General features: G+C 59.0%; 23 protein-coding genes. 6 read left to right on the forward strand and 17 right to left on the reverse strand.

Annotation, left to right across the window (positions count from 1 at the left end; genetic code table 11):
- Window positions 1-165: 165 nt before the first annotated feature.
- From ACKUG4_RS21780 to ACKUG4_RS21800, 5 genes are all read left to right on the forward strand, one after another.
- Window positions 166-2199 (forward strand): hypothetical protein, encoded by a 2034-nt coding sequence (locus ACKUG4_RS21780; RefSeq protein ID WP_445434809.1) that lies wholly within the window; start codon window positions 166-168, stop codon window positions 2197-2199.
- 397 nt (window positions 2200-2596) lie between these two features.
- Window positions 2597-4921 carry a hypothetical protein gene (locus ACKUG4_RS21785; RefSeq protein ID WP_445434810.1) on the forward strand — a complete coding sequence of 775 codons (2325 nt, stop codon included), beginning with the start codon at window positions 2597-2599 and terminating at the stop codon, window positions 4919-4921.
- Between the two features lie 568 nt (window positions 4922-5489).
- Window positions 5490-5849, forward strand: a complete 360-nt coding sequence (locus ACKUG4_RS21790; RefSeq protein ID WP_445434811.1) for a DUF6124 family protein — start codon at window positions 5490-5492, stop codon at window positions 5847-5849.
- A 242-nt stretch (window positions 5850-6091) separates the two neighbouring features.
- Entirely contained in the window at window positions 6092-8407 is a 2316-nt protein-coding gene (locus ACKUG4_RS21795; RefSeq protein ID WP_445434812.1) for a hypothetical protein, read from the forward strand.
- Between the two features lie 481 nt (window positions 8408-8888).
- Window positions 8889-9263 carry a DUF6124 family protein gene (locus tag ACKUG4_RS21800; protein WP_445434813.1) on the forward strand — a complete coding sequence of 125 codons (375 nt, stop codon included), beginning with the start codon at window positions 8889-8891 and terminating at the stop codon, window positions 9261-9263.
- A 184-nt stretch (window positions 9264-9447) separates the two neighbouring features.
- Here the strand turns inward: ACKUG4_RS21800 and flhB are convergent, their stop codons facing one another.
- From flhB to ACKUG4_RS21860, 12 genes are all read right to left on the reverse strand, one after another.
- Window positions 9448-10587, reverse strand: a complete 1140-nt coding sequence (gene flhB, locus ACKUG4_RS21805) for a flagellar biosynthesis protein FlhB (RefSeq protein ID WP_127797305.1) — start codon at window positions 10585-10587, stop codon at window positions 9448-9450.
- A 3-nt stretch (window positions 10588-10590) separates the two neighbouring features.
- Entirely contained in the window at window positions 10591-11376 is a 786-nt protein-coding gene (gene fliR, locus ACKUG4_RS21810; protein ID WP_085611525.1) for a flagellar biosynthetic protein FliR, read from the reverse strand.
- 3 nt (window positions 11377-11379) lie between these two features.
- Window positions 11380-11649, reverse strand: coding sequence for a flagellar biosynthesis protein FliQ (gene fliQ, locus ACKUG4_RS21815; RefSeq protein WP_007951951.1), 270 nt, complete (start codon window positions 11647-11649; stop codon window positions 11380-11382).
- Complete coding sequence (fliP, locus tag ACKUG4_RS21820; protein WP_007951950.1) at window positions 11646-12404, reverse strand: flagellar type III secretion system pore protein FliP; 759 nt, start codon at window positions 12402-12404, stop codon at window positions 11646-11648. Before fliP ends, fliQ begins: the two co-directional genes overlap by 4 nt.
- Window positions 12404-12862 carry a flagellar biosynthetic protein FliO gene (gene fliO, locus ACKUG4_RS21825; protein ID WP_074687540.1) on the reverse strand — a complete coding sequence of 153 codons (459 nt, stop codon included), beginning with the start codon at window positions 12860-12862 and terminating at the stop codon, window positions 12404-12406. The genes fliP and fliO overlap by 1 nt, the downstream gene beginning before the upstream one ends.
- Window positions 12863-13321 (reverse strand): flagellar motor switch protein FliN, encoded by a 459-nt coding sequence (fliN, locus tag ACKUG4_RS21830; RefSeq protein ID WP_007951948.1) that lies wholly within the window; start codon window positions 13319-13321, stop codon window positions 12863-12865.
- Between the two features lie 57 nt (window positions 13322-13378).
- On the reverse strand, window positions 13379-14347 hold the full coding sequence (gene fliM, locus ACKUG4_RS21835; RefSeq protein WP_003222890.1) for a flagellar motor switch protein FliM: 969 nt from the start codon (window positions 14345-14347) through the stop codon (window positions 13379-13381).
- A 9-nt stretch (window positions 14348-14356) separates the two neighbouring features.
- Complete coding sequence (gene fliL / locus ACKUG4_RS21840; RefSeq protein ID WP_064594377.1) at window positions 14357-14860, reverse strand: flagellar basal body-associated protein FliL; 504 nt, start codon at window positions 14858-14860, stop codon at window positions 14357-14359.
- A gap of 297 nt (window positions 14861-15157) precedes the next feature.
- The gene (locus ACKUG4_RS21845) at window positions 15158-16519 is read right to left on the reverse strand and encodes a flagellar hook-length control protein FliK (RefSeq protein ID WP_445434814.1); all 1362 of its coding nucleotides are present in this window, start codon (window positions 16517-16519) and stop codon (window positions 15158-15160) included.
- 106 nt (window positions 16520-16625) lie between these two features.
- Window positions 16626-16973: an Hpt domain-containing protein gene (locus tag ACKUG4_RS21850; RefSeq protein ID WP_007951942.1), complete on the reverse strand. Its 348-nt coding sequence runs from the start codon at window positions 16971-16973 to the stop codon at window positions 16626-16628.
- A gap of 30 nt (window positions 16974-17003) precedes the next feature.
- A complete protein-coding gene (locus ACKUG4_RS21855) occupies window positions 17004-18707 on the reverse strand; it encodes an ATP-binding SpoIIE family protein phosphatase (RefSeq protein ID WP_445434815.1) in 1704 nt (567 codons plus the stop codon).
- Window positions 18708-18712: 5 nt separating this feature from the next.
- Complete coding sequence (locus ACKUG4_RS21860; RefSeq protein WP_039765597.1) at window positions 18713-19018, reverse strand: STAS domain-containing protein; 306 nt, start codon at window positions 19016-19018, stop codon at window positions 18713-18715.
- A 219-nt stretch (window positions 19019-19237) separates the two neighbouring features.
- On the opposite strand from ACKUG4_RS21860, the gene ACKUG4_RS21865 reads away from it, so the two are divergent.
- Window positions 19238-19591 carry a hypothetical protein gene (locus ACKUG4_RS21865; RefSeq protein WP_064594366.1) on the forward strand — a complete coding sequence of 118 codons (354 nt, stop codon included), beginning with the start codon at window positions 19238-19240 and terminating at the stop codon, window positions 19589-19591.
- Between the two features lie 37 nt (window positions 19592-19628).
- Here ACKUG4_RS21865 and fliJ read toward each other — a convergent pair whose 3' ends face one another.
- Genes fliJ through fliF form a run of 5 tightly spaced genes read right to left on the reverse strand, consistent with a single transcriptional unit; the run spans window position 19629 to window position 25043 of the window.
- Complete coding sequence (fliJ, locus tag ACKUG4_RS21870; RefSeq protein ID WP_445434816.1) at window positions 19629-20078, reverse strand: flagellar export protein FliJ; 450 nt, start codon at window positions 20076-20078, stop codon at window positions 19629-19631.
- Between the two features lie 6 nt (window positions 20079-20084).
- A complete protein-coding gene (gene fliI, locus ACKUG4_RS21875; protein WP_039765593.1) occupies window positions 20085-21443 on the reverse strand; it encodes a flagellar protein export ATPase FliI in 1359 nt (452 codons plus the stop codon).
- The gene (gene fliH, locus ACKUG4_RS21880; RefSeq protein ID WP_445434817.1) at window positions 21433-22239 is read right to left on the reverse strand and encodes a flagellar assembly protein FliH; all 807 of its coding nucleotides are present in this window, start codon (window positions 22237-22239) and stop codon (window positions 21433-21435) included. The genes fliI and fliH overlap by 11 nt, the downstream gene beginning before the upstream one ends.
- A gap of 4 nt (window positions 22240-22243) precedes the next feature.
- Window positions 22244-23263 carry a flagellar motor switch protein FliG gene (gene fliG / locus ACKUG4_RS21885; RefSeq protein WP_007958288.1) on the reverse strand — a complete coding sequence of 340 codons (1020 nt, stop codon included), beginning with the start codon at window positions 23261-23263 and terminating at the stop codon, window positions 22244-22246.
- The gene (fliF, locus tag ACKUG4_RS21890) at window positions 23256-25043 is read right to left on the reverse strand and encodes a flagellar basal-body MS-ring/collar protein FliF (RefSeq protein WP_007958290.1); all 1788 of its coding nucleotides are present in this window, start codon (window positions 25041-25043) and stop codon (window positions 23256-23258) included. The genes fliG and fliF overlap by 8 nt, the downstream gene beginning before the upstream one ends.
- Window position 25044: the final 1 nt, after the last annotated feature.

The raw sequence follows: 25044 nt of genomic DNA on the forward strand, positions 1-25044 counted from the left end.
CAAAAAGAACCGCCGTTGCGAATCAACCGGGACGGCGGTTTTTTCATACAGTACACGACCACTCGTCGCAAAACCGCCGTCACCTGTCAGATCTGACAGGTGCGAAATTCATCGTTTAGCGCTCTGATAGCTCCTGCCCGTTCCCACCGCCCAGGAGCCTCAACCGTGAACACTTCAACCCCACCGGACGACACCGTTTTCGTTCTCTATCCGCCAATCGTCAATGGCCAGACCACGCCTGTGGAAGGTGCACATATCGGCGTGCCCTTGGTCGCCTATGATCTGGTCACCGATGGTGAAGGTGCAGTCGTTCTCGTCGATCCGCCGTCGACGGGCACCATGGATCCCGGAGACGTCATGGAGCTTTGGCTTGAGGGGGAACCGGCAGCACTGGACAGCGAAACCATTGTCGATCCGAACGCACGCACCACGCTGCGTATTCCCAAGGGTCGACTACATCCGGACCGGGTCAACAAGCTGTACTACACGATCAGACGTGGAAGCAGCAATTTAGGGACGTCCACGCCCCCGCTCGAAATACTCTATAACCGCATCCGCCCCGGCCTGAAGGATCGCCTGACCGATCCCGGTGGCCACTCCGAACTCAAATTGCTACTGCCCGATGAGATCAAGAACGGCGTCGGCCCGGATTTCGTCAGCGCCGAGGTGTGCGTGGCCTATCCATATTGCCGGGCGTATGACCTCATCACCCTCAAGTGCAACGGCGAGCTGCTGGAGCCCAAGCCCAGGGTCAATCCGAATCAGGCGCCGCAACCGCCGAATCCCGGTGACGAAATCCCCATTACCATTTGTTTCACCATTACCCGCGCCTTTCTGGACGAGGCGAAACGGCTGGATAAAAAGCTGCATTTTTCCTACACCGTCACCGACCAGCTCGGCAACGGCCCGGACACCGATGCACCGTGGTCGCCGGTGCAGAGTGTGGATGAGGATCTGGATGGCGTCTTACTTCCAATGCCAATTCTGCTTGAACGTAAAGAGGACTATCCCGGTGATGACGCGAGCATCATTGATCTGGAAAAACTGGCCGGAAATCCGTTATTGGTGGTGGTTCTGACGGCAGACAACCGCTTTGTGGCGGGCGATGAAGTGCTCGCAACCTACACCGCTAAAAACACAGGCCAGCCCGCCGACGTAGTGGTGACTGTCCCCGGCAAAGTTGAAGCGGATCCTTTTGGTTCCAAGAAAACCTTGTTTATTGAAGTGGCTAACGACAAGGTTTTTGCGGGCAGTAACGTTACCGTGACTTACGAACTGCGCAGGTCCAATGACGATCTGGTGGGGAGTTCCAACATAGCGATCGCCACGGTGACCGATGCGGCCCCGATTGATCTGCAACCGGAAATCACTTCGGCAAAAGGCTCACCAAGTGGCGCTGATATTCCCAACGGCGGTACCACCGTCGAAACTGCCGTAACGCTGAGCGGTGTCGCTGCCAAAGGACAGAAAGTCGATGTGATGGATGGCACCACCTCCAAAGGGCAGCCGACCGCCAACCCAGTAACGGGCATCTGGACGCTGCTCGTTTCCGCGCTGACCGCTGCCGAGCACAGTTTCACTGCCAAAGCGCTGTATGGCGACAACCCGGTGTCGGCCCCGCCCTTTACTTTCAAAGTGAATCACCGACTATCGATCGATCAATCCCCCATGTCCCTGACAGGGACAGCTATGCGCTATGCAGGCTGGGTAACAAATGGCAAGGATGCCCCGGGTACCTTTGCGAAAAGAGAGGCCACAGGTGGTGTTCCTCCTTACACTTATACACCTCAAAATACACGAGTCGCCACCACTGAGGGCCCAATAACAAGATCAAACTGCACCTTGCCAAATACAACGACGATAACCGTTACGGATAGCGCCGGTGAAAAGGTCGAATATGAGGTTACCTGCTCCGGTATCTTTCAGCTCGTTGTCTCACCCGCCGGATCGTATGATTTCGAGACTGCCTTCGCATGGAAAAACACCCAACCACAGCCGCAGTACTGGGGTCAAACGGTGTTGGACAAATTGTTGGAAACACATATACCTCAACCAATGACTGACTCGTGGGGACCCATTTGGGGTCACGCCCCGGAAGGTCACTTCGCAACGCGGTTCAGTAACAATAGATTCACAGAAATCTATCTCCCTCCTTCAACATTGCTTAGACAAGTTATGGTTGTATTAGGGGTCGACTAAACGGCGCCGAATAGCTGGGATACCAGGGCCAACAGCGCCCCTGACAATCGTCAGATTAACTTCCTACTTCACGGGGAGTAACGACCTCGATAGGGAGGCATTTATTTATCTCAGCAGTAAATCGGGCGCTGGATAATCTGTAATTGCCGAATTAACGCGTCGCCACTGTTGCCCTCCTGTGGGAGTGAGCTTGCTCAAGACGGCTGACTTACAGGCAACACATCTTTCCAGACAAAAAGAACCGCCGTTGCGAATCAACCGGGACGGCGGTTTTTTCATACAGTACACGACCACTCGTCGCAAAACCGCCGTCACCTGTCAGATCTGACAGGTGCGAAATTCATCGTTTAGCGCTCTGATAGCTCCTGCCCGTTCCCTCCGCGCAGGAGCCTCAACCGTGACCACTTCAACCCCACCGGACGACACCGTTTTCGTTCTCTATCCGCCAATCGTCAATGGCCAGACCACGCCCGTGGAAGGTGCACATATCGGCGTGCCCTTGGTCGCCTATGATCTGGTCACCGATGGTGAAGGTGCAGTCGTTCTCGTCGATCCGCCGTCGACGGGCACCATGGATCCCGGAGACGTCATGGAGCTTTGGCTTGAGGGGGAACCGGCAGCACTGGACAGCGAAACCATTGTCGATCCGAACGCACGCACCACGCTGCGTATTCCCAAGGGTCGACTACATCCGGACCGGGTCAACAAGCTGTACTACACAATCAGGCGTGGAAGCAGCAATTTAGGGACGTCCACGCCCCCGCTCGAAATACTCTATAACCGCATCCGCCCCGGCCTGAAGGATCGCCTGACCGACCCCGGTGGCCACTCCGAACTCAAGTTGTTACTACCCGACGAGATCAAGAACGGCGTCGGCCCGGACTTCGTCAGCGCCGAAGTCTGCGTGGCCTACCCGTATTGCCGGGCGTATGACCTCATCACCCTCAAGTGCAATGGCGAACTGCTGGAACCCAAGCCCAAGGTCAATCCGAATCAGGCGCCGCAACCACCGAATCCCGGTGACGAAATCCCCATTACCATTTGCTTCACCATCACCCGCGCCTTTCTGGACGAGGCGAAACGGCTGGATAAAAAGCTGCATTTTTCCTACACCGTCACCGACCAGCTCGGCAACGGCCCGGACACCGATGCGCCGTGGTCGCCGGTGCAGACGGTGGATGAGGACCTGGATGGTACGCGTCTGCCAATGGCGATCCTGCTGGAGCGGATGGAGGATTATCCCGGCGACGACGCCGAGGAAATCGATCTGGTGAAACTGGCCGGCGGACCGTTGCTGCTGGTGGTCCTGACGATCGACCAGCGCTTTGTCGCGGGCTATGAAGTCATCGCGACGTACACAGCGAAAAACACGGGGCAACCCGCTGATGTGGTGGTTACCGTCAGTGGCAAAGTCGAAGCGGATCCGTTCGGGCAGAAAAAACCCTGCATCCTTGAAGTGCCAAACAACAAGATCTTTGCCGGTAGCAACGTCATCGTGACTTACGAACTGCGCGAGCCGAACGGCGATCTGGTGGGCAATTCCAGACCGGCGACCGGCACCGTAACAGGATCGACTCCGGAGGATTTGCTACCGCCGTTTCTGGTGGATCCAGCCGTCGACCCTATCGATGTGTTGGCCTATCCGAATGGAGTGACGGTACGCATCGAACACCTACAGGCGCGGGACGGCGACCGGGCACGCCTGGTGGAGGTCGATCCACCAGCAGGCACGCCACCGTTTCCTTTGGTGGATTTCAACAGCAACAAGCGGGTGAACACGTTGTTGAGCCAGACGTTTCTCGCTGCAAGGCAAGGCCAAGAAATAAAACTGCGCTGGAATCTGAATCGCAGTGGAGGACAGGCTGGAAAGTCAGGTCCATTGGAAGTGAACATATTGAAGATTGCAGATGAGGACGAACGACTCCCGACTCCGCTTATCAGTCGCGCCTCCGGCGATATTCTCGATGTAACCAAGCTAGAGCCGGCAGACACAATATCCGTCAACCCTTGGCCGCACATCCCTGGTGAACTAATTTCATTAGTACTGAAAGGGGAATACTTTGACGGCACTGACTTCAAATCGGAGCTCGTCAAAAACGAACCTTCCACACCTCCTGGCTTCAGCACTTTTACGCCGATTGAAGAGTTAAAAGAACTAAAAAACAACAGTAATCTCCACATAACATTCAGCACATCCACCGACACCTCATTCGGCTTGATAACAACCAAGTTCCCAGAGAGGAATTACAAAATCCAAAATTCGATACTTGAAGAAAACTTTGACGAGGTACCAATTCAATCAATCGGTTATAACGAGACAATCAAAACCCCGGCCATGACAATCAAGTTGTTAACACCCGCCGCAACACTAGAGATCGCAAAACTGGACACGCTCAATCCACCGTTCCCGAAACCTCCTGCAGAGGCGGGAAAAATGTACCAGAATGTTTTATATCTATATTCAACTTCAACCACCACAATCCTAATAACCTTCAAGGAAATATATTCATCGATTAGCTTTTGGTACAACCAAACAAAATCGACCACCACCGTATTTTTTTATGGCCCCAATAAACTTATTCTTGGCACACAAAACTTCAAAAACACTGAAAATCCCTCACAACTGGAAAATATGACAGCCACTTATTCCGGAATAATTGAAATGGAAATCACAGGATCTAATGACGCTTATTTATTAGACTGTTTCACATTTAAACTGTAGATCAAACTGGCAGACAGAGAAGGGTGATATCGCATCCAGATAGTCACCTAAAAAAGGGTACGTATTTGAATGGCACTGGAAAAAGGGGACGTATTTATTTACCAGCAAGTTCGCTCCCACAGAGAAATGCATTCCAGATGTGGGAGCGACGGCGCGACGATTCGACTTGCTCGCGAAGTGGCCCGAGAAATCAGCACAAAATGTCTTTTAAACTCTGGTATTTAAAAGACACCTTCAGACACGCCTCACAGGCTACGAACCCTTGCGCCGTTGCCTACAGCTACGCCAGAATCCGCCGGCTTGTGCGCTATGGGGTCGGGTTCTATTGTGGATCGGTCGCTGACGAATCAGCGATCGGGTTTAGCGATCCGGCACTTTACAGACACAACATGCCCAGTCTCGATTGCAGGTTTTTCCTTCCTACAATTGGCGTCATGGTGGCTGTGCGCGGGAGACCTTAGGGTCTACCCGGGGTTCCTGTGGCCCGGATCGCTAACCTGCGTACAGCCGCCACCTTTACTTGTTTAGCGATGAGCCGTGGCGGCTAAATCAACCACGGAGCTTCACCATGATCAAACCAACACCCAACCCACCCGAAACCGACCCCGCCTCGCCCTACGAATCCGCCGATTCCAGAAAGCTTCATGAAGCCGCCGACCGCGCCCTCGATCACTATCTCTGCCCGTCCGGCTCCACGCCACCACCGCGCAAGGCCCGCAGAATGTACGCCGTTACCGCGGACTTCAAAAACGAAGAACTGCTGGCCGATGCCTGCGAAACCCTCGCCTCGGCCAGAACCATCGTCAATGACTTCACCCATCTCATGCCCGCCTCGCAGCGCAGGACGCTGGTGGGGATTGGGCAACTGATCATGCTCGGTGAGCTGGCAGTGAATCGGGTGCTCGATAATCTGGAATTGCCGAATTAACGCGTCGCCACTGTTGCCCTCCTGTGGGAGTGAGCTTGCTCACGAAGGCTGACTTACAGGCAACACCTCTTTCCAGACAAAAAGAACCGCCGTTGCGAATCAACCGGGACGGCGGTTTTTTCATACAGTACACGACCACTCGTCGCAAAACCGCCGTCACCTGTCAGATCTGACAGGTGCGAAATTCATCGTTTAGCGCTCTGATAGCTCCTGCCCGTTCCCACCGCGCAGGAGCCTCAACCGTGACCACTTCAACCCCACCGGACGACACCGTTTTCGTTCTCTATCCGCCAATCGTCAATGGCCAGACCACGCCCGTGGAAGGTGCACATATCGGCGTGCCCTTGGTCGCCTATGATCTGGTCACCGATGGTGAAGGTGCAGTCGTTCTCGTCGATCCGCCGTCGACGGGCACCATGGATCCCGGAGATGTCATGGAGCTTTGGCTTGAGGAGGAACCGGCAGCACTGGACAGCGAAACCATTGTCGATCCGAACGCACGCACCACGCTGCGTATTCCCAAGGGTCGACTACATCCGGACCGGGTCAACAAGCTGTACTACACGATCAGGCGTGGAAGCAGCAATTTAGGGACGTCCACGCCCCCGCTCGAAATACTCTATAACCGCATCCGCCCCGGCCTGAAGGATCGCCTGACCGACCCCGGCGGCCACTCTGAACTCAAGCTCCTTCTGCCTGACGCAATCAAGAACGGCGTCGGCCCGGATTTCGTCAGCGCCGAGGTGTGCGTTGCCTATCCATATTGCCGGGCGTATGACCTCATCACCCTCAAGTGCAATGGCGAACTGCTGGAACCCAAGCCCAAGGTCAATCCGAATCAGGCGCCGCAACCGCCGAATCCCGGTGACGAAATCCCCATTACCATTTGTTTCACCATCACCCGCGCCTTTCTGGACGAGGCGAAACGGCTGGATAAAAAGCTGCATTTCTCCTACACCGTCACCGATCAGCTCGGCAACGGCCCGGACACCGATGCACCGTGGTCGTCGGTGCAGACGGTGGATGAGGACCTGGATGGTACGCGTCTGCCAATGGCGATCCTGCTGGAGCGGATGGAGGATTATCCCGGCGACGACGCCGAGGAAATCGATCTGGTGAAACTGGCGGGCAAGCCATTGCTGCTGGTGGTCCTGACGATCGACCAGCGCTTTGTCGCGGGCTATGAAGTTATCGCGACGTACACAGCGAAAAATACGGGGCAACCCGCTGATGTGGTGGTTACCGTCAGTGGCAAAGTCGAAGCGGATCCGTTCGGGCAGAAAAAACCCTGCATCCTTGAAGTGCCAAACAACAAGATCTTTGCCGGTAGCAACGTCATCGTGACTTACGAACTGCGCGAGCCGAACGGCGATCTGGTGGGCACTTCCAGACCGGCGACCGGCACCGTAACAGGATCGACTCCGGAGGATTTGCTACCGCCGTTTCTGGTGGCTCCGGCCGTCAACCCTATCGATGTGTTGGCCTATCCGAATGGAGTGACGGTACGCATCGAGCACCTACAGGCGCGGGACGGCGACCGGGCAAGGCTGGTGGAGGTCGATCCACCAGCAGGCTCGCCACCATTTCCGTTGGTGGAGTTCAACAACAAGCCGGTGGATATGGTGTTGAGCCCGGCGTTTCTGGCGGCGCGACATGGCAAGGTGATCGAATTGCGCTGGGATTTGAATCGCGATGGTGGAGAAGCGGGTAAATCAGATGCGACCAAGGTGACTTTGCTGAAGATCGCGGATGGAGATGAGCGGTTACCCTTGCCGAAAATTCCACAGGCACCGGATGACAAAGTGCTGGATTTGAATTCGTTTCAAGGAAACGCTGAGGTTACCGTGCGGCCGTGGACAGGCATCAGCACGGATAACATTGTGCAACTAAAACTATCGGGGAAAGACAATAACAATAACGACTACATAATCCCGATATTGACCAACCACAAAATAACAGATCCGGAAACAACCTCTGGAATAAAAGAAACACTGACTAGAGAACAACTATCAACCCTGAAGCATGACACTGAATTCAAAGTTTCCTTTGAAGTATTGCCAAGCGCGACCAACAATTTGACGCCCATTGCGTTTCCGACTTTGACTTTAAAGTTATTGAAAAAACCTTTAGTAACCTCAGAGGATTTTGAGACAGGTACAGTGGGTTACAAGCCCCCTGGTACGGTCATGGATTTCCCCAGCATGACCGTTAAGGTAGTGGAAGGAATAGTAAGTGTCGCTCCTAACGGCACGACTTATGCTCCGCCTATAACAGGGAAGTGTTTATACATTCGCCCCGGCGCGACTCTAAGATTCACACTAAACCACCCAGCAAAAAGCATTAGATTCGGGATTGCCGACACTTCTAAAATCCCGTCACCATACAAATGCTATGACGAAATCCTAGAACTAGTTAAAGACGAGTTCACCCCGCGATTTGATGGACAGAACCAAGTATGGGTTGACATAACAGAAACGCCAAATAGGAAAATTAAATATATAGACATAACTGATGGAGGAGGCGATTCATACCTAGATAACTTCTCAATGGTTTATTGAGCGTTTTTTTTGCTTTCCCGCCATAAATCGCTGGGCATTGCGCATGTCGCCATGCTCGGCGTAACGACGAATTCCTAAAGGTCTGATGGGATAGCTCCGAGAGACTGCCACGCGATCTTTTACCTCTTAAACTCCGGCGTTTAAAAGACACCTCCAGACACGCCTTCGAGGCTACGAACTCTTGCGCCATTGCCTACAGCTACGCCAGAATCCGCCGGCTTGTGCGCCTTGGGGTCGGGTTCTATTGTGGATTGGTCGCTGACGAATCAGCGATCGGGTTTAGCGACTCGAATCATAAATAGGTGCACCAGCGCTCGATGCCTTGTCGCAGATTCAATGTCTGCAACTCCGCTATGGTGGCTGTATGCGGGAGACCCTCGGGTCTGCCGGGTGCCTATAACCGGTTCGCTAACCTGCGTACAGCCGCCACCTTACTGTTTAGCGACAGTTCCGGGCGGCTCCACTTTATAGGAGCTTCACCATGATCAAACCCACACCCAACCCACCCGAAACCGACCCCGCCTCGCCCTACGAATCCCTCGATTCCAGAAAGCTTCACGAAGCCGCCGACCGCGCCCTCGATCACTACCTCTGCCCGCCCGGCTCCACGCCACCACCGCGCAAAACCCGCAGAATGTACGCCGTCACCGCAGACTTCAAAAACGAGGAACTGCTGGCCGATGCCTGCGAAACCCTGGCTTCAGCCAGAACCATCGTCAATGACTTCACCCATCTCATGCCCGCCTCGCAGCGCAGGACGCTGGTGGGGATTGGGCAACTGATCATGCTCGGCGAGCTGGCAGTGAATCGGGTGCTGGATAACCTGGAAATACCGCAGTCGCCGAACACTGTGTGAAGGTTTGAGTGATGTGTCGTGGCGGCTGACGTCATCGCGAGCAGGCTCGCTCCCACATTGGAACGCGGTCAACTGTGGGAGCGAGCCTGCTCGCGAAAGAGGCCTCACAGGCAACACAGGTCATCGGGCATAAAAAAACCGCCACCGGATGCAACCGGATGGCGGTTTTTTTACTTCATCAGCATCAGGAATCGCGCCGCAGATCCGGCGGGATCGGCAGGTCGTCCTTGAGCGGTTCCGGGAACTTGCCCTTGCCCGCGCGGTGCTGGCGGATCTGATAGACGTAGGCCAGGACCTGAGCGACCGCCAGGTACAGGCCACCGGGGATTTCTTCTTCCAGCTCCGTGGAGTAGTAGATCGAACGCGCCAGCGCTGGCGATTCGAGGAGCATGACGTTGTTGGCCACGGCGATTTCACGGATCTTCAACGCCAGGAAATCGCTGCCCTTGGCCAGCAGCATCGGCGCCCCGCCCTTCTCGGCGTCGTACTTGAGCGCCACGGCGTAGTGGGTCGGGTTGGTGATGACCACGTCGGCATCCGGGATCGCCGCCATCATCCGGCGCTGCGACATCTCGCGCTGAACCTGGCGAATGCGCTGTTTGACCTCCGGCCGCCCTTCCTGGTCCTTGTGCTCGTCGCGCACTTCCTGCTTGGTCATCTTGAGCTTCTTGATGCTCTCCCAGATCTGCACGGGCACGTCGACGGCGGCGATGATGATCAACCCGCACGCCAGCCACAGCGAGCTCCAGCCCACCAGTTGCAAGCTGTGAATGATCGCCCGGTCCAGCGGCTCGTGGGCGATGCGCAGCAGGTCGTCGATGTCCGAATTGAGCACCACCAGCGCCACACCCAAGGTGATAAGGAACTTGGCCAGCGCCTTGAGCAGTTCGACCACGGCCTTCATCGAGAACATCCGCTTGAGGCCCGCCGCCGGGTTCATCCGGCTGAACTTGGGGGCCAGCGAACCGGCGGCGAACAGCCAGCCGCCCAGCGCGATCGGCCCGAGGAAAGCGGCCAGCAACAGGGTGATCATGATTGGCTGGATCGCCAGCAATGCCTGCAATCCGGAACTCATCAGGAACGTCGCCATGGAGCGCTCGTCCATGATCACTTCCCGCGACAGCGTGAAGTTCTGGCGCATCAGGTCCATCAAATCCTGCGCCAGCATCCCGCCAAAAATCAGCAGCGCGGCAGAGCCGGCGAGCATGATCGCCAGGGTGTTGAGCTCCTTGGAGCGCGCAATCTCACCCTTTTCCCGGGAGTCCTTTTTGCGCTTCTCCGTGGGGTCTTCTGTTTTGTCCTGACCGCTTTCGCTCTCAGCCATGACTCAGCGCGCCTTTGCCAGTTCGCGTAAAAACTGCAAGGCCTCGGTGGCCAGCGGTTGATACTGATTAAGAATGTCCGCCAGCCCGACCCAGACGATGAACAGGCCGAGTACGAGGGTCAGCGGAAAGCCGATGGAGAAAATGTTGAGCTGCGGTGCGGCGCGGGTCATCACGCCAAAGGCGATGTTGACCACCAGCAGCGCGGTGACCGCCGGCAGCACCAGCAACAACGCGGCGCCCAGCACCCAGCCGAGTTTGCCGGCCAGCTCCCAGTAATGGGTGGTCATCAGCCCGCCGCCGACCGGCAGCGTGGTGAAGCTTTCGGTGAGCACTTCGAACACCACCAGGTGCCCGTTCATCGACAGGAACAGCAACGTCACCAGCATCGTGAAGAACTGCCCGATCACCGCCACCGACACGCCGTTGGTAGGGTCGATCATCGACGCGAAGCCCATGCCCATCTGGATCGCGACGATCTGCCCCGCCACCACGAAAGCCTGAAAGAACAGTTGCAGAGAGAAGCCCAGCACCGCCCCCACCAGAATCTGCTCGGCAATCAGCAGCAGACCGCTGAGGTCCAGAGGGCTGACCGCCGGCATCGGCGGCAGGTTGGGCGTGATCACCACGGTGATCGCAAAAGCGAAGTACAGACGGATCCGCCGGGGCACCAGCGTGGTTCCGAAGACCGGCATCACCATCAACATCGAGGCGACGCGAAACAGCGGCAGCATGAACGTCGCCACCCAGGTACTGATCTGGGTATCGGTCAGCTGAAGCAGCGATTGCATGGCTTAGCCGATGACCATCGGAATGTTTTTGTACAACTGGGTGATGTATTCCATGAACGTCTGCACCAGCCACGGGCCGGCGACGATCAGCGTCACCAGCATCACCAGCAGACGCGGCAGGAAGCTCAGGGTCTGTTCGTTGATCTGGGTGGCGGCCTGGAACATCGACACCAGCAGGCCCACCAACAGACTCGGCACCACCAGGATCGCCACCATCATGGTGGTCAGCCACAGGGCCTCGCGAAAGATGTCGACCGCTACTTCTGGCGTCATGGCGATACACCTCCGAAACTGCTGGCCAGGGTGCCGATGATCAGCGCCCAGCCATCCACCAGCACGAACAGCATGATTTTGAACGGCAGCGAGATGATCAGCGGCGACAGCATCATCATACCCATCGCCATCAGCACGCTCGCGACCACCAGGTCAATGATCAGGAACGGGATAAAGATCATGAAGCCGATCTGGAACGCAGTCTTCAGTTCAGACGTCACGAATGCCGGCACCAGAATCGTCAGCGGCGCCTGATCCGGCGTCGCGATGTCGGTGCGTTTGGACAGGCGCATGAACAGCTCCAGGTCGCTGGAGCGGGTCTGGGCGAGCATGAAGTCCTTGATCGGCACCTGGGCCTTTTCCACTGCCTGCTGGGCGGTCAGCTTTTCCGCGAGGTACGGCTGCAAGGCATCGTTGTTCACGCGATCGAACACGGGCGCCATGATGAACAGCGTCAGAAACAGCGCCATGCCGGTGAGGATCTGGTTCGACGGGGTCTGCTGCAAGCCCAGGGCCTGACGCAGGATCGAGAAGACGATGATGATCCGGGTAAAACTGGTCATCAGGATGACGGCGGCCGGAATGAAGCTCAGCGCCGTCATGATCAGCAGGATCTGCAGGCTTACCGAGTACTCCTGCGCGCCCTCGGCGTTGGTGCCCAGAGTGATCGCCGGGATCGACAACGGATCGGCGGCGAATGCCAGCGGCGCGGCCAACATCAAGGCCAGGGTCAAGACGATGCGCAACGCACCCATTACTTCTTATCCTTCTGATCCTTGCCGAGGATCTTCAACAGATGCTGGGCAAATTCCGGAGTCGCTTTGTCGGCGGTGCTCGGCACCTCGACCGGCTCTTTGAGCACGTGCAACGCAGTGATGGTTCCGGGGCTAAGACCCAGCAGAATCTGCTCGTTGCCGACCTGCACCAGCATCAGACGGTCACGCGGCCCGAGCGCGCGGGAACCGATCAACTCGATCACCTGGCCCTTGCCGGCGGGACCTGCCTGCTGCACCCGGCGCAACAGCCAGGCGAGGAAGAAGATCAAGCCCAGCACCAGCAACAGCCCCAGCACCAGCTGCGTCAACTGCCCCGCCACGCCGCTGTTGACGGCTGGCGCAGCCGCCGCTGCCGTGGTCGCCACCGGCTCGGCCGCCAGCACGCTGAACGGCAACGCCAGTGCCAGGCCGAACAAAGCCCCCAGAAGCTTTTTCACTCAGCGCAGCTTCTTGATGCGTTCGCTCGGGCTGATCACGTCAGTCAGACGGATGCCGAACTTTTCGTTGACCACAACCACTTCACCGTGAGCGATCAGGGTGCCGTTGACCAGCACGTCCAGCGGCTCGCCGGCCAGACGATCAAGCTCGATCACCGAACCCTGGTTGAGTTGCAGCAGGTTGCGGATGTTGATGTCGGTGCTGCCCACTTCCATCGAGATCGACACCGGAATGTCGAGAATCACGTCCAGGTTCGGACCATCGAGGGTCACTGGATCGTTGTTCTTCGGCACGCTGCCGAACTCTTCCATCGGCAGACGGTTGGAGCTCGAAGCGCCTGCATCGGCGGCCAGCAGCGCGTCGATGTCGGCCTGCCCGGCTTCACCGGTTTCTTCCAGGGCGGCAGCCCATTCATCGGCCAGTGCCTGATCGTCCTGGGTGTTCATATCGTCGTTCATCATTTGTCCTCGGCGGGCAAAAAACCGGTAAAAGAATCAGGGAGTGAGGGCGCCGCTTCAGCGGCGCTCGATCGGCTCGATCACCTGCAACGCAAGGTTGCCTTTGTGCGAGCCCATCTTGACCTTGAAGGCCGGCACGCCGTTGGCGCGCATGATCATGTCTTCCGGCATCTCGACCGGAATCACGTCACCCGGCTGCATGTGCAGGATGTCGCGCAGCTTCAACTGGCGGCGCGCCACGGTGGCACCGATCGGCACGTCGACGTCGAGCACGTCCTGGCGCAGGGCATTGACCCAGCGTTCGTCCTGGTCGTCGAGGTCCGACTGGAAACCGGCGTCGAGCATTTCGCGCACCGGCTCGATCATCGAGTACGGCATGGTCACGTGCAGATCGCCGCCACCGCCGTCGAGTTCGATGTGGAACGTGGAAACCACGATCGCTTCGCTCGGGCCGACGATGTTGGCCATGGCCGGGTTCACTTCCGAGTTGATGTACTCGAAGTTGACTTCCATGATCGCCTGCCAGGCTTCCTTCAAATCGACGAACGCCTGCTCCAGCACCATGCGCACCACGCGCAGTTCGGTCGGGGTGAATTCACGCCCTTCGATCTTGGCGTGACGGCCGTCGCCGCCGAAGAAGTTGTCCACCAGCTTGAACACCAGTTTGGCGTCGAGGATGAACAGCGCGGTGCCGCGCAGGGGTTTGATCTTGACCAGGTTGAGGCTGGTCGGCACGTACAGCGAGTGCACGTATTCGCCGAACTTCATCACCTGTACGCCACCGACGGCAACGTCCGCCGAGCGGCGCAGCATGTTGAACATGCTGATGCGGGTGTAACGGGCAAAACGCTCGTTGATCATTTCCAGAGTCGGCATGCGTCCACGGACGATGCGATCCTGGCTGGTCAGGTCGTAGCTTTTGACACTGCCGGGTTCGGCAGCGTTATCGGTCTGTACCAGACCATCGTCGACGCCATGCAACAGCGCGTCGATTTCATCCTGGGACAGCAGATCCTGCACGGCCATGTCGTGTTCCTACTGCAGTACGAAATTAGTGAAAAGCAACTGTTCGATCACCACTTTGCCCAGCTCTTTCTGCGCCACTTCCTGGACGCTGGCTGTGGCCTTCTGGCGCAACATCTCTTGACCGACCGGGGTCGCCAGCGTGGCGAAATCCTGACCGGAGAAGAGCATCACCAGGTTGTTGCGGATCACCGGCATGTGCACTTTGAGCGCTTCCAGATCCGCCTGATTGCGCGCCAGCATGGTGATGCTCACCTGCATGTAGCGCTGACGGCCGTTCTGGTTGTAGTTGGCCACGAAGGCCGGCGCCATCGGCTCGAAAATCGCCGGTTGCTTGCCGACCGGGGCCGCTTCGGCGGCCGCCGCAGGCTTGCTCTGGGCACTGTGCATGAAGAACCACGTCGCCCCCACGGACGTACCGATGGCCAGCAGCAGACCCAGCACGATCATGATGATCAGCTTGAGTTTGCCTTTGGTTGCGGGGTCTTTTACTGCTGCAGCTTCGCTCTTCGCCATGCCAATAATCCGTCACTAATCGGGTTTTCACAGTCGCACGGCAAGGCAAGAGCAAGTGTTATGCCAGAAGTGTAGGTAGTAGCGGAGACAACGCTGAAGTCAAAAGCAACCCTCACCCCAGCCCTCTCCCGGAGGGAGAGGGAGCCGATCGAGTTGTCTTGTCGTGATATATCGACCTGAGGCACCGAGTCGACTTGGATTCAGCCCAAACAATCAGGTTAGCGAGCATCTCAAGCATCCCCCAATCAGTTCCCTCTCCCTCCGGGAGAGGGCTAGGGTGAGGGGCTTTTGATTTGATCAGGCGTAGTAGTCGACGGCGCTGGAGCCGATCACGTGAGTGGCGGTGGCCGCCGCTTCAGCCACGGCAGTCGGCGTCAACTCTTCTTCAGCCGAGTCCAGGCGACCGCCGGCAGCGCTGGTGCGACCACTCTGCCCCTGCTGCGCCTGTTCCTGGCCTTGGCCCTGCCAGCCACGGTTCTGGTCGGAAACGTTGACGTCGACCTGCCCCATGCCTTGCTGGTTGAACATGTCGCGCAGGCGGTGCATCTGACCGTCGAGGGCTTCACGCACGCTCGGATGCGCGCTCATGAAGGTCACCTGGGTCTGCTGATCCGGCACCATGTTCACCCGGATATCCAGACGCCCAAGCTCGGCTGGCTGCAACTGGATGTCGGCGGCCTTCAGGTTGTTGCTCGACAGGTACATGACCCGGTTGACCACTTCTTCGGTCCAGCCGTTCTGGTGCATGGCGATCGGCTGGTTCACCGGCACCGCATTGGCGGTTTTCGGTGTGGCAGCCTGGGTCAGCGCCGCCAGACGGTTGGCGAAATCATCCACCCGGGTGTCGCTGGTGGCGGTCTTCAGGTCTTTCAGGCCGTCATCGATCAGACCGCTGAACGCTTTTTCACCGCCCTGACTGGTGCTGTCCTTGTCCGCCTGCACATCCAGCATGCTGGCCATGCCGGCAGCGAAATTCTGCGCCGAGGTCAACTCACCGTCGGCCTGCGCCTGGGCCGGGGTGGCCTTGGGCTGGGACTGGCTGGAAGCGGAAATGTGACCGCTCTGCTCCATGGCCAGGCGCACGGCGGGAAGCGAATCCAGGGGATCCGCCTCGGGGTCGAAAGCCGGGTCAGTGGCCGGTGCCGGATCCTTGACCATTCCTGGCAATGCCGCCACGGCAGGTTTGTCGGTTTCCGGTTGCGCAGCTGTCTCGACGACCGGCGTGGCCACCACCGGTGCCGTGACGACGGGCTCCACCGCCGCCACCAGTGCCGGGTCCACCGGCGCCGTATCGGCAACGGGGGCCGGCGCTGTTTCAGCCGTTTCGTCATCGGCCGCGGTCTTGTCGTCCGTTGCCGCCGTCGCCGGTTTGTCGGCGGGCAAGGCTTTGCCGCTATCGGCAACCGCCGGCGTCGGGGCGGCAGACTGATCCTTGCCGAGGTCTTTCTTGCCGCTGTTGTCGGCAACCTTTTCACGGGCAGGCTTGACCGAATTGTCGACGGTCACCGAGGGCTTGTTCGGGCCTTGATCGGCGAACACCTGAGCGAAGCTGGAGGCCTTGTCCCCGGGCTCTGCGGCCACTGCCGATGATTTGGCCGAGGCAGCTTGCGCCTTGGCCTGGGCGGCGGTCTGAAGAAGAATGTTGGGGCTTGCAGGCATGGCACGGTCTCCGCTGCACTGGGATCGTAGGTACAGTTAGGATAGATGACTGCAAGTGCCGGGCCAGTTTTCGTCAGAAATCCGACAAAACCGCCCGGCGGCAGGATCAGTGCGTCAGCGAGCGCTGTCGCTCGGCGACATATACGGGCCGCACATCGGCGAATTCGCTATGAATATCGGCGACCAGTTTGATGATTTCAGAAGGGCTTTTGTCTTTGGCATGCTGTTCCAGCTCCTGGCACAGCACGGCAAGACGGGTCGCGCCCATGTTGCTGCTGCTGCCCTTGAAGCTGTGCGCAACGGAAGACAATGCGTCGGCATCGGCAGTCTGCTGCAACTCCCGCAGGCGATTTTCGGAATCGGCAAGAAAGGTATCCAGCAGTTCCGGATAGCTGTCTTCCATCACTTCCCGCAGCGCGCTCAGCGCCTCGTGGTCCACATGTGTATCAGCCACTTGTTCACTCCCTGATCAAGAATGCGCGGATTATGCCAGAGCCTCCCAGAAAAACTCCACGCGGGCACTGCGACCATCGTCTGACCAGCTGGCATTTCGGGCCAATTGCCGGACCAGACTGACACCGCGCCCTGACAGACGGACTTCGTCCAGCGGCCGCTCCATCACGCGCGAGACATCGAATCCCTGGCCGCTGTCTTCGACCCGCACCACCAGACAACCACCCTCGCCTTCCGGCCGCACCTGCAAATGCACCCGCACATAACCGTCCTGCAGGGCCTCGAGGCGCGCATTGCGCTGCTCGTAATAATGGGCGAAACCCGAGGCATCGCGCTTGAGGCTCGAGTCCAGGCCCAGTACACCATGCTCCAGCGCATTGGAATAAAGCTCGGCCAGCACGCTGTACAGTGCGCCACTTTGCGCCCGCAATCCATGCACCTCCAGCAGCAACTGCAACAGGTAAGGCAACGGATTGAAGCGCTTGAGCGTGGCACCGCGAAATTCGAAGCTCACTGACCAGTCCAGCGGACAGGACTGGCCGCTGTCGGAATACACCGGCGCCGATGGATTGATCTGCTCAGCCTCCAGCAGGCTGACCTCGACCATGCTCACATCGTCCCGGGCCTCACCGCGAAAGTCCTGCAGCGCCTGCTCGATGTCCTCGAACAGCCGATCCGGCTGGCGATTGGCGGCGAACACCTTGTGCAGGCGCTCGACACCGAACAACTGATCGTTGGCATCGCAGGTGTCGATGACCCCGTCCGAGAGCAGGAACACCCGATCGCCCACCGCCATCGGGTGAACCTCGGTGCGGTCATCGAAGGTCTGCGGGCTGAGCACCCCCAGCGGCAAGTGACGCGCTGCCAGCGGCGTGCGCTCGCCCGTGGCGAGGCAATGCAGATAGCCGTCGGGCATGCCGCCGTTCCAGACCTCCACCGAGCGCCGCTGAAAACTCAGGCACAACAGCGTCGCGCAGCAGAACATGTCCACCGGCAGGATGCGCTTGAGCTTGGCGTTCATTTCCCGCAGGGTCTCGGCCAGACCGTAACCCTTGGCGGTCATGCCATAGAACACCTCGGCCAGGGGCATGGCGCCGACCGCCGCCGGCAAACCGTGACCGGTGAAGTCACCGAGCAACACATGCATGTCGCCGGCCGGGGTGTACGCGGCCAACAGCAGATCGCCGTTGAACAGCGCATAGGGTGATTGCAGGTAACGGATGTTCGGTGCGCTCAGGCAACCGGAATGCGCGACCTTGTCGAACACGGCCTTGGCGACCCGTTGCTCGTTGAGCAGATAGTCGTGGTGTTTGGCGATCAGGTCGCGCTGTTGAAGAACCGTGGCCTGTAAACGTCGCAAGCGATCCATCGCCTTGATTTTGGCGGCGAGGATCACCTGGTTGTACGGTTTCGCCAGAAAGTCGTCACCGCCGGCTTCAAGGCAACGGGCCAGCGCTTCGCTTTCCGTCAGCGAGGTAAGGAAGATGATCGGCACCAGGCTTTCACCCGCCAGCTTCTTGATCTGCCGTGCAGCTTCGAACCCGTCCATCACCGGCATCATGGCGTCCATCAATACCAGATGCGGCTTTTGCCGGATAAATGCCTCGACCGCCTCCCCACCGTGGGTGGCCGTCAGCACCTCGTGCCCCTGGCGACGGACGATGGTCGACAACAACAGCCGGTCGGCGGCGCTGTCTTCGGCGATCAGGATCGTCAGCGGCTCTAGCGGCTGCATGGCCGTCAACTGATGTCGAACAATTTGTCGAAGTTGGAGATGGCGAGGATCTTGCGCACATCCGAATTGCTGTTGACCACCCGCACATCCGAGTCGTCACCGCCGGCGTGATCACGCAATAGAAGCAACATGCCCAGGGCCGAACTGTCGAGATAGGTGGCATCCTTGAGATCCACCACGATGGAGTCAGGCTTTTTAGTGAGCCGCTCGTAGGACTCGCGAAATTCCTGATGGCGACCGAAGTCGAATCGGCCCTTGACGGAAATCGTCAACTTTTGCCCATCCGCAGACACTTCTGTAACGACTGACATGTACTGGCTTCCTTGTCATTGACGAACCTGTACAAGGTTTAGCACTGGACGGGGAGAGCATCAACCCGAACACGGCAACAAAAGAAAATGATTCATGATTCCCTCCCCCGCACTCCACTCGTCGCTACTGTCAGATCTGACAGTAGCGACGACGCCCTCCTATAGCCCTAAATGAATTGGCAGCAAAAACGCTGCACAGACACCGGAGAACCTTGAATCATGAACTCACCCACCACAGCATTCGATAAACCGTACCTGGAAAACACCCACTCACCAACCAACATCAGCAAAGATGAATTTGAAGGAGGTAACACTGCCCTTATGGCGCAATACCCTGCACAACTGAATGACAAGGTCACTTTTGTCCTGCATATCAAGGGGGGGAATCATTATGAAAAGCTCGCCACAGTCGCTCCCGGTGGAGCTGAAAAGGGTAAAGTCGGCACGAAAATCAACAGTGTCGATGATTGGGAGCTTGTGGGCCAAGAAGTAACCGCGTATTTCAATGTCCAGCGTAATTCCATGCCCGTGGGGCAATCATCAGCGTTCGAGTTCACCGTTTCAGATACTTGATTCATGGTCTGCTACCTAGTGACATTGCTGCGGCTCGTCAAAACACCTCGTGCCGCGGCAAACGCTGGGACAACTCGTCCAGCAGCTTCTGTTCGCGCTTGTCTTCGACACGCTGGGCTTCGTCGCGGTAGCGTTGTACAAGTTTGCGCAGGCCCTCGACCCGGGCGAATGCCTGTTGCCAGGCGTCACGGGCCTTGTCCAGGTTGTTCTGGTGCCATTGCAGGCTCTGGCGCTGCTGATCGACAGCGGTGTCGAGTTGCGCCAGGAAGCCCTGAAAACCCAGCAGCCATTGACCGGTCACGCCGGTGCTGCCGCGCACGATCCACTGCTGCGAATAATCCAGACGAAAGGCGTTGAGGTCGGCGAGTTTGCTCTCGGCCACTTTCACCTGCCCCTGAAAGTAGCCCAGGCGTTGCACGGCGGTTTTTTCGGCCTTCTCGGCCATGTCCACCACCGGCGCCAGACGCGCGGCTCGACTCAGGGCCATGACCGGTTACCCGCCGGCCGCCGGGGCGAAAATCGTTTCGAGGTACGCCTCGCTTTCACCCAGGCTGATTTTGTCGTTGAGCCCCTGACGCAGGTATCTGACCAGTTGCGGTTGCAAATTGATGGCAAGGTCCGTCTCGCGGTCACCGCCAGCGACATAGGCGCCGACGCTGATCAGGTCGCGGCTCTGTTGATAGCGCGACCACAGCTGCTTGAAGTATTGCGCGCGCTGCATGTGTTCCGGCGCCACGACTGCAGGCATCACCCGGCTGATCGAGGCTTCGATATCGATGGCCGGGTAATGCCCTTCCTCGGCCAGCCGCCGGGACAGCACGATGTGCCCGTCAAGTACACCCCGCGCAGAGTCGGCAATCGGGTCCTGTTGGTCATCGCCCTCGGACAGCACGGTATAGAACGCTGTGATCGAACCACCGCCCTTCTCCGCGTTACCGGCACGCTCCACCAGTTTCGGCAGTTTGGCGAATACCGACGGCGGATATCCCTTGGTCGCCGGCGGCTCACCGATGGCCAGGGCAATTTCCCGCTGGGCCTGGGCGAAACGGGTCAGGGAGTCCATCAGCAACAGGACGTTCTTGCCCTTGTCGCGGAAATATTCGGCGATCCGCGTGCAGTACATCGCCGCGCGCAGACGCATCAGTGGCGCATCGTCCGCCGGCGACGCCACCACTACGGAGCGCTTGAGGCCTTCTTCACCGAGGATGTGCTCGATGAACTCTTTAACTTCTCGACCCCGCTCACCGATCAGGCCGACGACGATAATGTCGGCCTCGGTGAAGCGGGTCATCATGCCCAGCAACACCGACTTACCGACACCGGTACCGGCGAACAGACCCAGACGCTGACCGCGACCGACCGTCAACAATCCGTTGATGCTACGGATGCCGACGTCCAGCGGTTCGCTGATCGGGTCTCGGTTGAGCGGGTTGATCGTCGGGCCGTCCATCGGCACCCAGTCTTCGGCCTTCATGCCGCCCTTGCCGTCCAGCGCCCGTCCGGCGCCGTCCAGCACGCGACCGAGCATGCTCATGCCCATCGGCAAGCGACCGGTGTCGGCCAGCGGCACCACGCGGGCGCCCGGGGCGATGCCGGCCACGCTGCCGACCGGCATCAGAAACACCTTGCTGCCGGAAAAGCCCATGACTTCGGCTTCAACCTGGGACGGGTGATAGGTGTCGTCGTTGATCACCATGCAGCGGGTGCCCATGGCGGCGCGCAGGCCTTCGGCTTCGAGCGTCAGACCGACCATGCGCAGCAGGCGCCCTTCGAGAATCGGCGCACCGGCGATTTCGGTGGCCTCGGCGTAGGTGCTCAGGCGCTTGGCGAAACTGGTGCGTTCAAGGCGCATCGGGGGCGTCCGCGAGCGGCTCTTCTGCGACCGGTGCCGGTTTCGGCGCTTCCGGTAAGTCGAGGCTCAGGTCCGGCGCGGCCGGGTGCAGGGCCTGTTCGTGCAACTGGTCGAACAGCTTGGCCATGACCTGGCTGACGCGGGTTTCGATGCTGGCGTCGATCCGGCTGTGGTCGGTCTCGACCCGGCAACCGCCCGGCAGCAGGGTTTCGTCCTCGACGATGCGCCAGGTTTCCTCATGACGTTCGCGCAGGGCTTTGACCTGTTCGAAATCCTGCGGATTGACGTACAGCCGCACATTGCCCACGCCCAGCGGCAACAGCTTGAGCGCGTCGCGCATGACGTGTTCGATCTGCGTCGAGTCGATGGCCAGCTCGCGCTGAATCACCTGTTTGGCGATGTGCTGAACGAGGTCGACCAGCGACTTTTCGATCTGGGTGTCTTGCTCGGCAATAGGCTCGAACAGGTGGCCCATCAGTTGCTCAAGGCTGTCGACCTTGGCCGTCAGGACCACTTCGGCTTCCTGGCGCACCTTGAGGGTGGCGCTGTGAAAGCCTTCCTTTTCACCGATGGCGAAGCCCTCGTTGTAGGCCTCCTGACGGATGCTTTCGAGCTCTTCGAGGGTCAGTGGCTGGACTTCCTCCAGCGGCACTTCTTCCATTTCCGGCGGTTCGGGCTCCGGTTCCGGCTCGGGTTCAGGCGCCGGCGGATCGAAGCTGGGCAAGGCCCAGGTATCGAAGCCGCGGACGTCCCGGGCACGGATCAGGTCCGTCACATCGTCGTCATGCTTGTCCATGGGCTTAGATCATTTCCTCGCCGCCCTTGCCACCGAGCACGATTTCTCCGGCTTCGGCCATACGGCGGGCGATGGTGAGGATTTCCTTCTGCGCGGTCTCCACGTCGCTGACGCGCACCGGGCCCTTGGCCTCGAGGTCGTCGCGCAGCAGTTCGGCGGCACGCTTGGACATGTTCTTGAAGATCTTCTCCTTGACGCCTTCGTCCGACCCCTTGAGGGCCAGCACCAGCACATCGGAAGAGACTTCGCGCAGCAGCGCCTGGATACCGCGGTCGTCGACATCGGCCAGGTTGTTGAACACGAACATGAGGTCTTCGATCTGACCGGACAGGTCTTCGTCGACTTCGCGGATCGAGTCCATGAGCTGGCCTTCGATCGAGCTGTCGAGGAAGTTCATGATGTCCGCCGCCCGCTTGATACCACCCAGGGTGGTGCGCGAGGCGTTCGAGTTGCCGGAGAACTGCTTCTCGAGGATCTGGTTCAATTCTTTCAGCGCGGCCGGCTGCACGGTGTTCAACGACGAGACGCGCAGGATGATGTCCAGACGCACCTTGTGGTCGAAGTTGCCCAGCACTTCACCGGCCTGATCCGGATCGAGGTACGCGACCACGATCGCCTGGATCTGCGGGTGCTCGTAACGGATCACGTCGGCAACGGCGCGCGGCTCCATCCATTTCAGGCTGTCGAGGCCACTGGTGTTGCCGCCCAGCAGAATGCGGTCGATCAGGCCGTTGGCCTTGTCTTCACCCAGGGCCTGGGTGAGCATTTTGCGCACGTAGTCGTCGGAGCCGACGCCCAGGCTGGTCTGATCGCCGACGATGTCGACGAACTCGCTCATGACCTGCTCGACCTGCTCACGGTGGACGTTGCCCATCTGTGCCATGGCCACGCCGACTCGCTGGACCTCTTTGGGGCCCATGTGGCGCAGCACTTGTGCGGCATCGGTCGAACCCAGGGACAGCAGCAGAATCGCGGCTTTATCGACCCGGGACAGTTTGGCGACGGCGGCTCGGTTATCACTCATCTGCGTTAATCCACTCTTTCACGACCTGGGCCACACGACCCGGGTCTTCTGCCACCAGACTCTTGATTGCGTTCAACTGAGCGTCATAACCCTCGCTCGGGCTCGGCAGCAGGATGCTGGTCGGGCCGCCGAGGCTGACGCGATCATTGGACAGTTCACCGTCCAGACCGCCCATGCCACCGAGTTCCATGTCGCCGCCCAGACCGGCCAGCTCCTTGCTTTTGCCGCCACCGGTAATGTTGTTGAGCACCGGACGCAGCACGCCGAACACCAGCACCAGGATGAACAACACGCCCAGCACTTGTTTGACGATGTCCCAGAACCATGGCTGGGAGTAGAACGGAATGTCGGCGATCACTTCGCCGCGCTCGGCGGAGAACGGCATGTTGATCACGCTGACGCTGTCGCCACGGCTGGCGTCGAAGCCGACGGCGTCCTGTACCAGACGAGTGAAGCGCGCCAATTCGTCGGCGCTCCACGGCGCGCGAGTCGTTTCGCCGTTGGCCGGGTTGATCTTGACCTGATCGTCCACCACCACCGACACCGACAGGCGATTCAGGCGACCCTGCTGCTGTTTGGTGTGGCTGATGGAGCGGTCGAGCTCGAAGTTCTTGGTGGATTGTTGACGCTTGTCCGCCGGATACGGCGCGAGCATCGGCTGGCCGGTGGCCGGGTCCATGATCTGCTGACCGTTGGCATCAACCAGTGGCTGGCCTGGCTGCACCATGCTCGCCGGGGCGGCTGCGCCACCGGTGGTCTGCGGCGCCGAAGCCGGCGAAGGTGGCTGGTTGCTCAAGGCACCCGGCACACCTTGCGGGCCATTGCTGGCGGTGCGTTGTTCGTTGACCGACTGTTCGCTGCGCAGGGCCGGTTGATCCGGGTTGAACTGCTCGGCAGTCGACTCGACGGCACTGAAATCGACGTCGGCCGAGACTTCAGCCTTGTAGCGATCGTTGCCCAGTACCGGTTGCAGAATATTGTGCACGCGCTGGGTGAGCATGCTTTCCATGCGGCGGCTGTAGTCGAACTGCTTGCCGGCCATGGTCATTTCGGAGTTTTCCGCCTGATCCGACAGCAGGTTGCCCTTCTGGTCGACGACGGTGATCTGCGATTTGCTCAGCTCGGGAACGGAGGTTGCTACCAGGTTGATGATGGCAACGACCTGACCTGGCTCCAGCGAACGACCGGAGTACAGCTCGACCAGTACCGAAGCGCTTGGCTTGCGCTCGTCACGCACGAACACCGAACTTTTCGGGATCGCCAGGTGAACGCGCGCGCCCTTGACGTTGTTCAGGCTGGAGATGGTGCGGGCCAGTTCGCCTTCGAGGCCGCGACGATAACGGGTCGCTTCCATGAACTGGCTGGTGCCCAGACCCTGTTCCTTGTCGAGGATTTCAAAACCGATGTTGCCGTCGCTGGGAGTGACACCAGCGGCCGCGAGCTTGAGCCGCGCACGGGACAGGTCATCGGCCTTGACCAGCAAGGCGCCGGAATTCGGTTCGACGGTGTAGGGAATGTCGGCGGAGGCCAGGGTGTCCATGACCTGCTTGGCGTCCATGCCGGCAAGGCTGCCGTACAGAGGCCGGTAGTCCGGTTGCTGCGACCACAGCACCACGGCAAAGCCAATCGCCACGCTCGCGGCCAGGCCGACCAACAGGCCCACCTGACGCAGCACGGTCATCTCGGAGAGGTTTTCCAGGAAGGACAGGCCGAACAGCGGCGGTTTGCCGTCTATCGGGGTGGCCTTGGCCGGAACGTTATCGGCGACTGCTTCTGCCATG

The sequence above is a fragment of the Candidatus Pseudomonas auctus genome (assembly GCF_048654275.1).
GTDB classification, from domain to species: domain Bacteria; phylum Pseudomonadota; class Gammaproteobacteria; order Pseudomonadales; family Pseudomonadaceae; genus Aquipseudomonas; species Aquipseudomonas pharyngis.

Excerpts from the sequence above, each read along its gene's own strand:
- ACKUG4_RS21845 (WP_445434814.1), bottom strand. The coding sequence starts at position 16,519 with ATGCCTGCAAGCCCCAACATTCTTCTTCAGACCGCCGCCCAGGCCAAG.
- fliH (WP_445434817.1), bottom strand. The coding sequence starts at position 22,239 with ATGGACAAGCATGACGACGATGTGACGGACCTGATCCGTGCCCGGGAC.
- fliP (WP_007951950.1), bottom strand. The coding sequence starts at position 12,404 with ATGGGTGCGTTGCGCATCGTCTTGACCCTGGCCTTGATGTTGGCCGCG.
- fliN (WP_007951948.1), bottom strand. The coding sequence starts at position 13,321 with ATGAACGACGATATGAACACCCAGGACGATCAGGCACTGGCCGATGAA.
- fliJ (WP_445434816.1), bottom strand. The coding sequence starts at position 20,078 with ATGGCCCTGAGTCGAGCCGCGCGTCTGGCGCCGGTGGTGGACATGGCC.
- fliI (WP_039765593.1), bottom strand. The coding sequence starts at position 21,443 with ATGCGCCTTGAACGCACCAGTTTCGCCAAGCGCCTGAGCACCTACGCC.
- fliL (WP_064594377.1), bottom strand. The coding sequence starts at position 14,860 with ATGGCGAAGAGCGAAGCTGCAGCAGTAAAAGACCCCGCAACCAAAGGC.
- fliQ (WP_007951951.1), bottom strand. The coding sequence starts at position 11,649 with ATGACGCCAGAAGTAGCGGTCGACATCTTTCGCGAGGCCCTGTGGCTG.
- ACKUG4_RS21865 (WP_064594366.1), top strand. The coding sequence starts at position 19,238 with ATGAACTCACCCACCACAGCATTCGATAAACCGTACCTGGAAAACACC.
- flhB (WP_127797305.1), bottom strand. The coding sequence starts at position 10,587 with ATGGCTGAGAGCGAAAGCGGTCAGGACAAAACAGAAGACCCCACGGAG.
- ACKUG4_RS21790 (WP_445434811.1), top strand. The coding sequence starts at position 5,490 with ATGATCAAACCAACACCCAACCCACCCGAAACCGACCCCGCCTCGCCC.
- fliG (WP_007958288.1), bottom strand. The coding sequence starts at position 23,263 with ATGAGTGATAACCGAGCCGCCGTCGCCAAACTGTCCCGGGTCGATAAA.
- fliR (WP_085611525.1), bottom strand. The coding sequence starts at position 11,376 with ATGCAATCGCTGCTTCAGCTGACCGATACCCAGATCAGTACCTGGGTG.
- ACKUG4_RS21855 (WP_445434815.1), bottom strand. The coding sequence starts at position 18,707 with ATGCAGCCGCTAGAGCCGCTGACGATCCTGATCGCCGAAGACAGCGCC.
- fliM (WP_003222890.1), bottom strand. The coding sequence starts at position 14,347 with ATGGCCGTGCAGGATCTGCTGTCCCAGGATGAAATCGACGCGCTGTTG.
- ACKUG4_RS21860 (WP_039765597.1), bottom strand. The coding sequence starts at position 19,018 with ATGTCAGTCGTTACAGAAGTGTCTGCGGATGGGCAAAAGTTGACGATT.
- fliF (WP_007958290.1), bottom strand. The coding sequence starts at position 25,043 with ATGGCAGAAGCAGTCGCCGATAACGTTCCGGCCAAGGCCACCCCGATA.
- ACKUG4_RS21800 (WP_445434813.1), top strand. The coding sequence starts at position 8,889 with ATGATCAAACCCACACCCAACCCACCCGAAACCGACCCCGCCTCGCCC.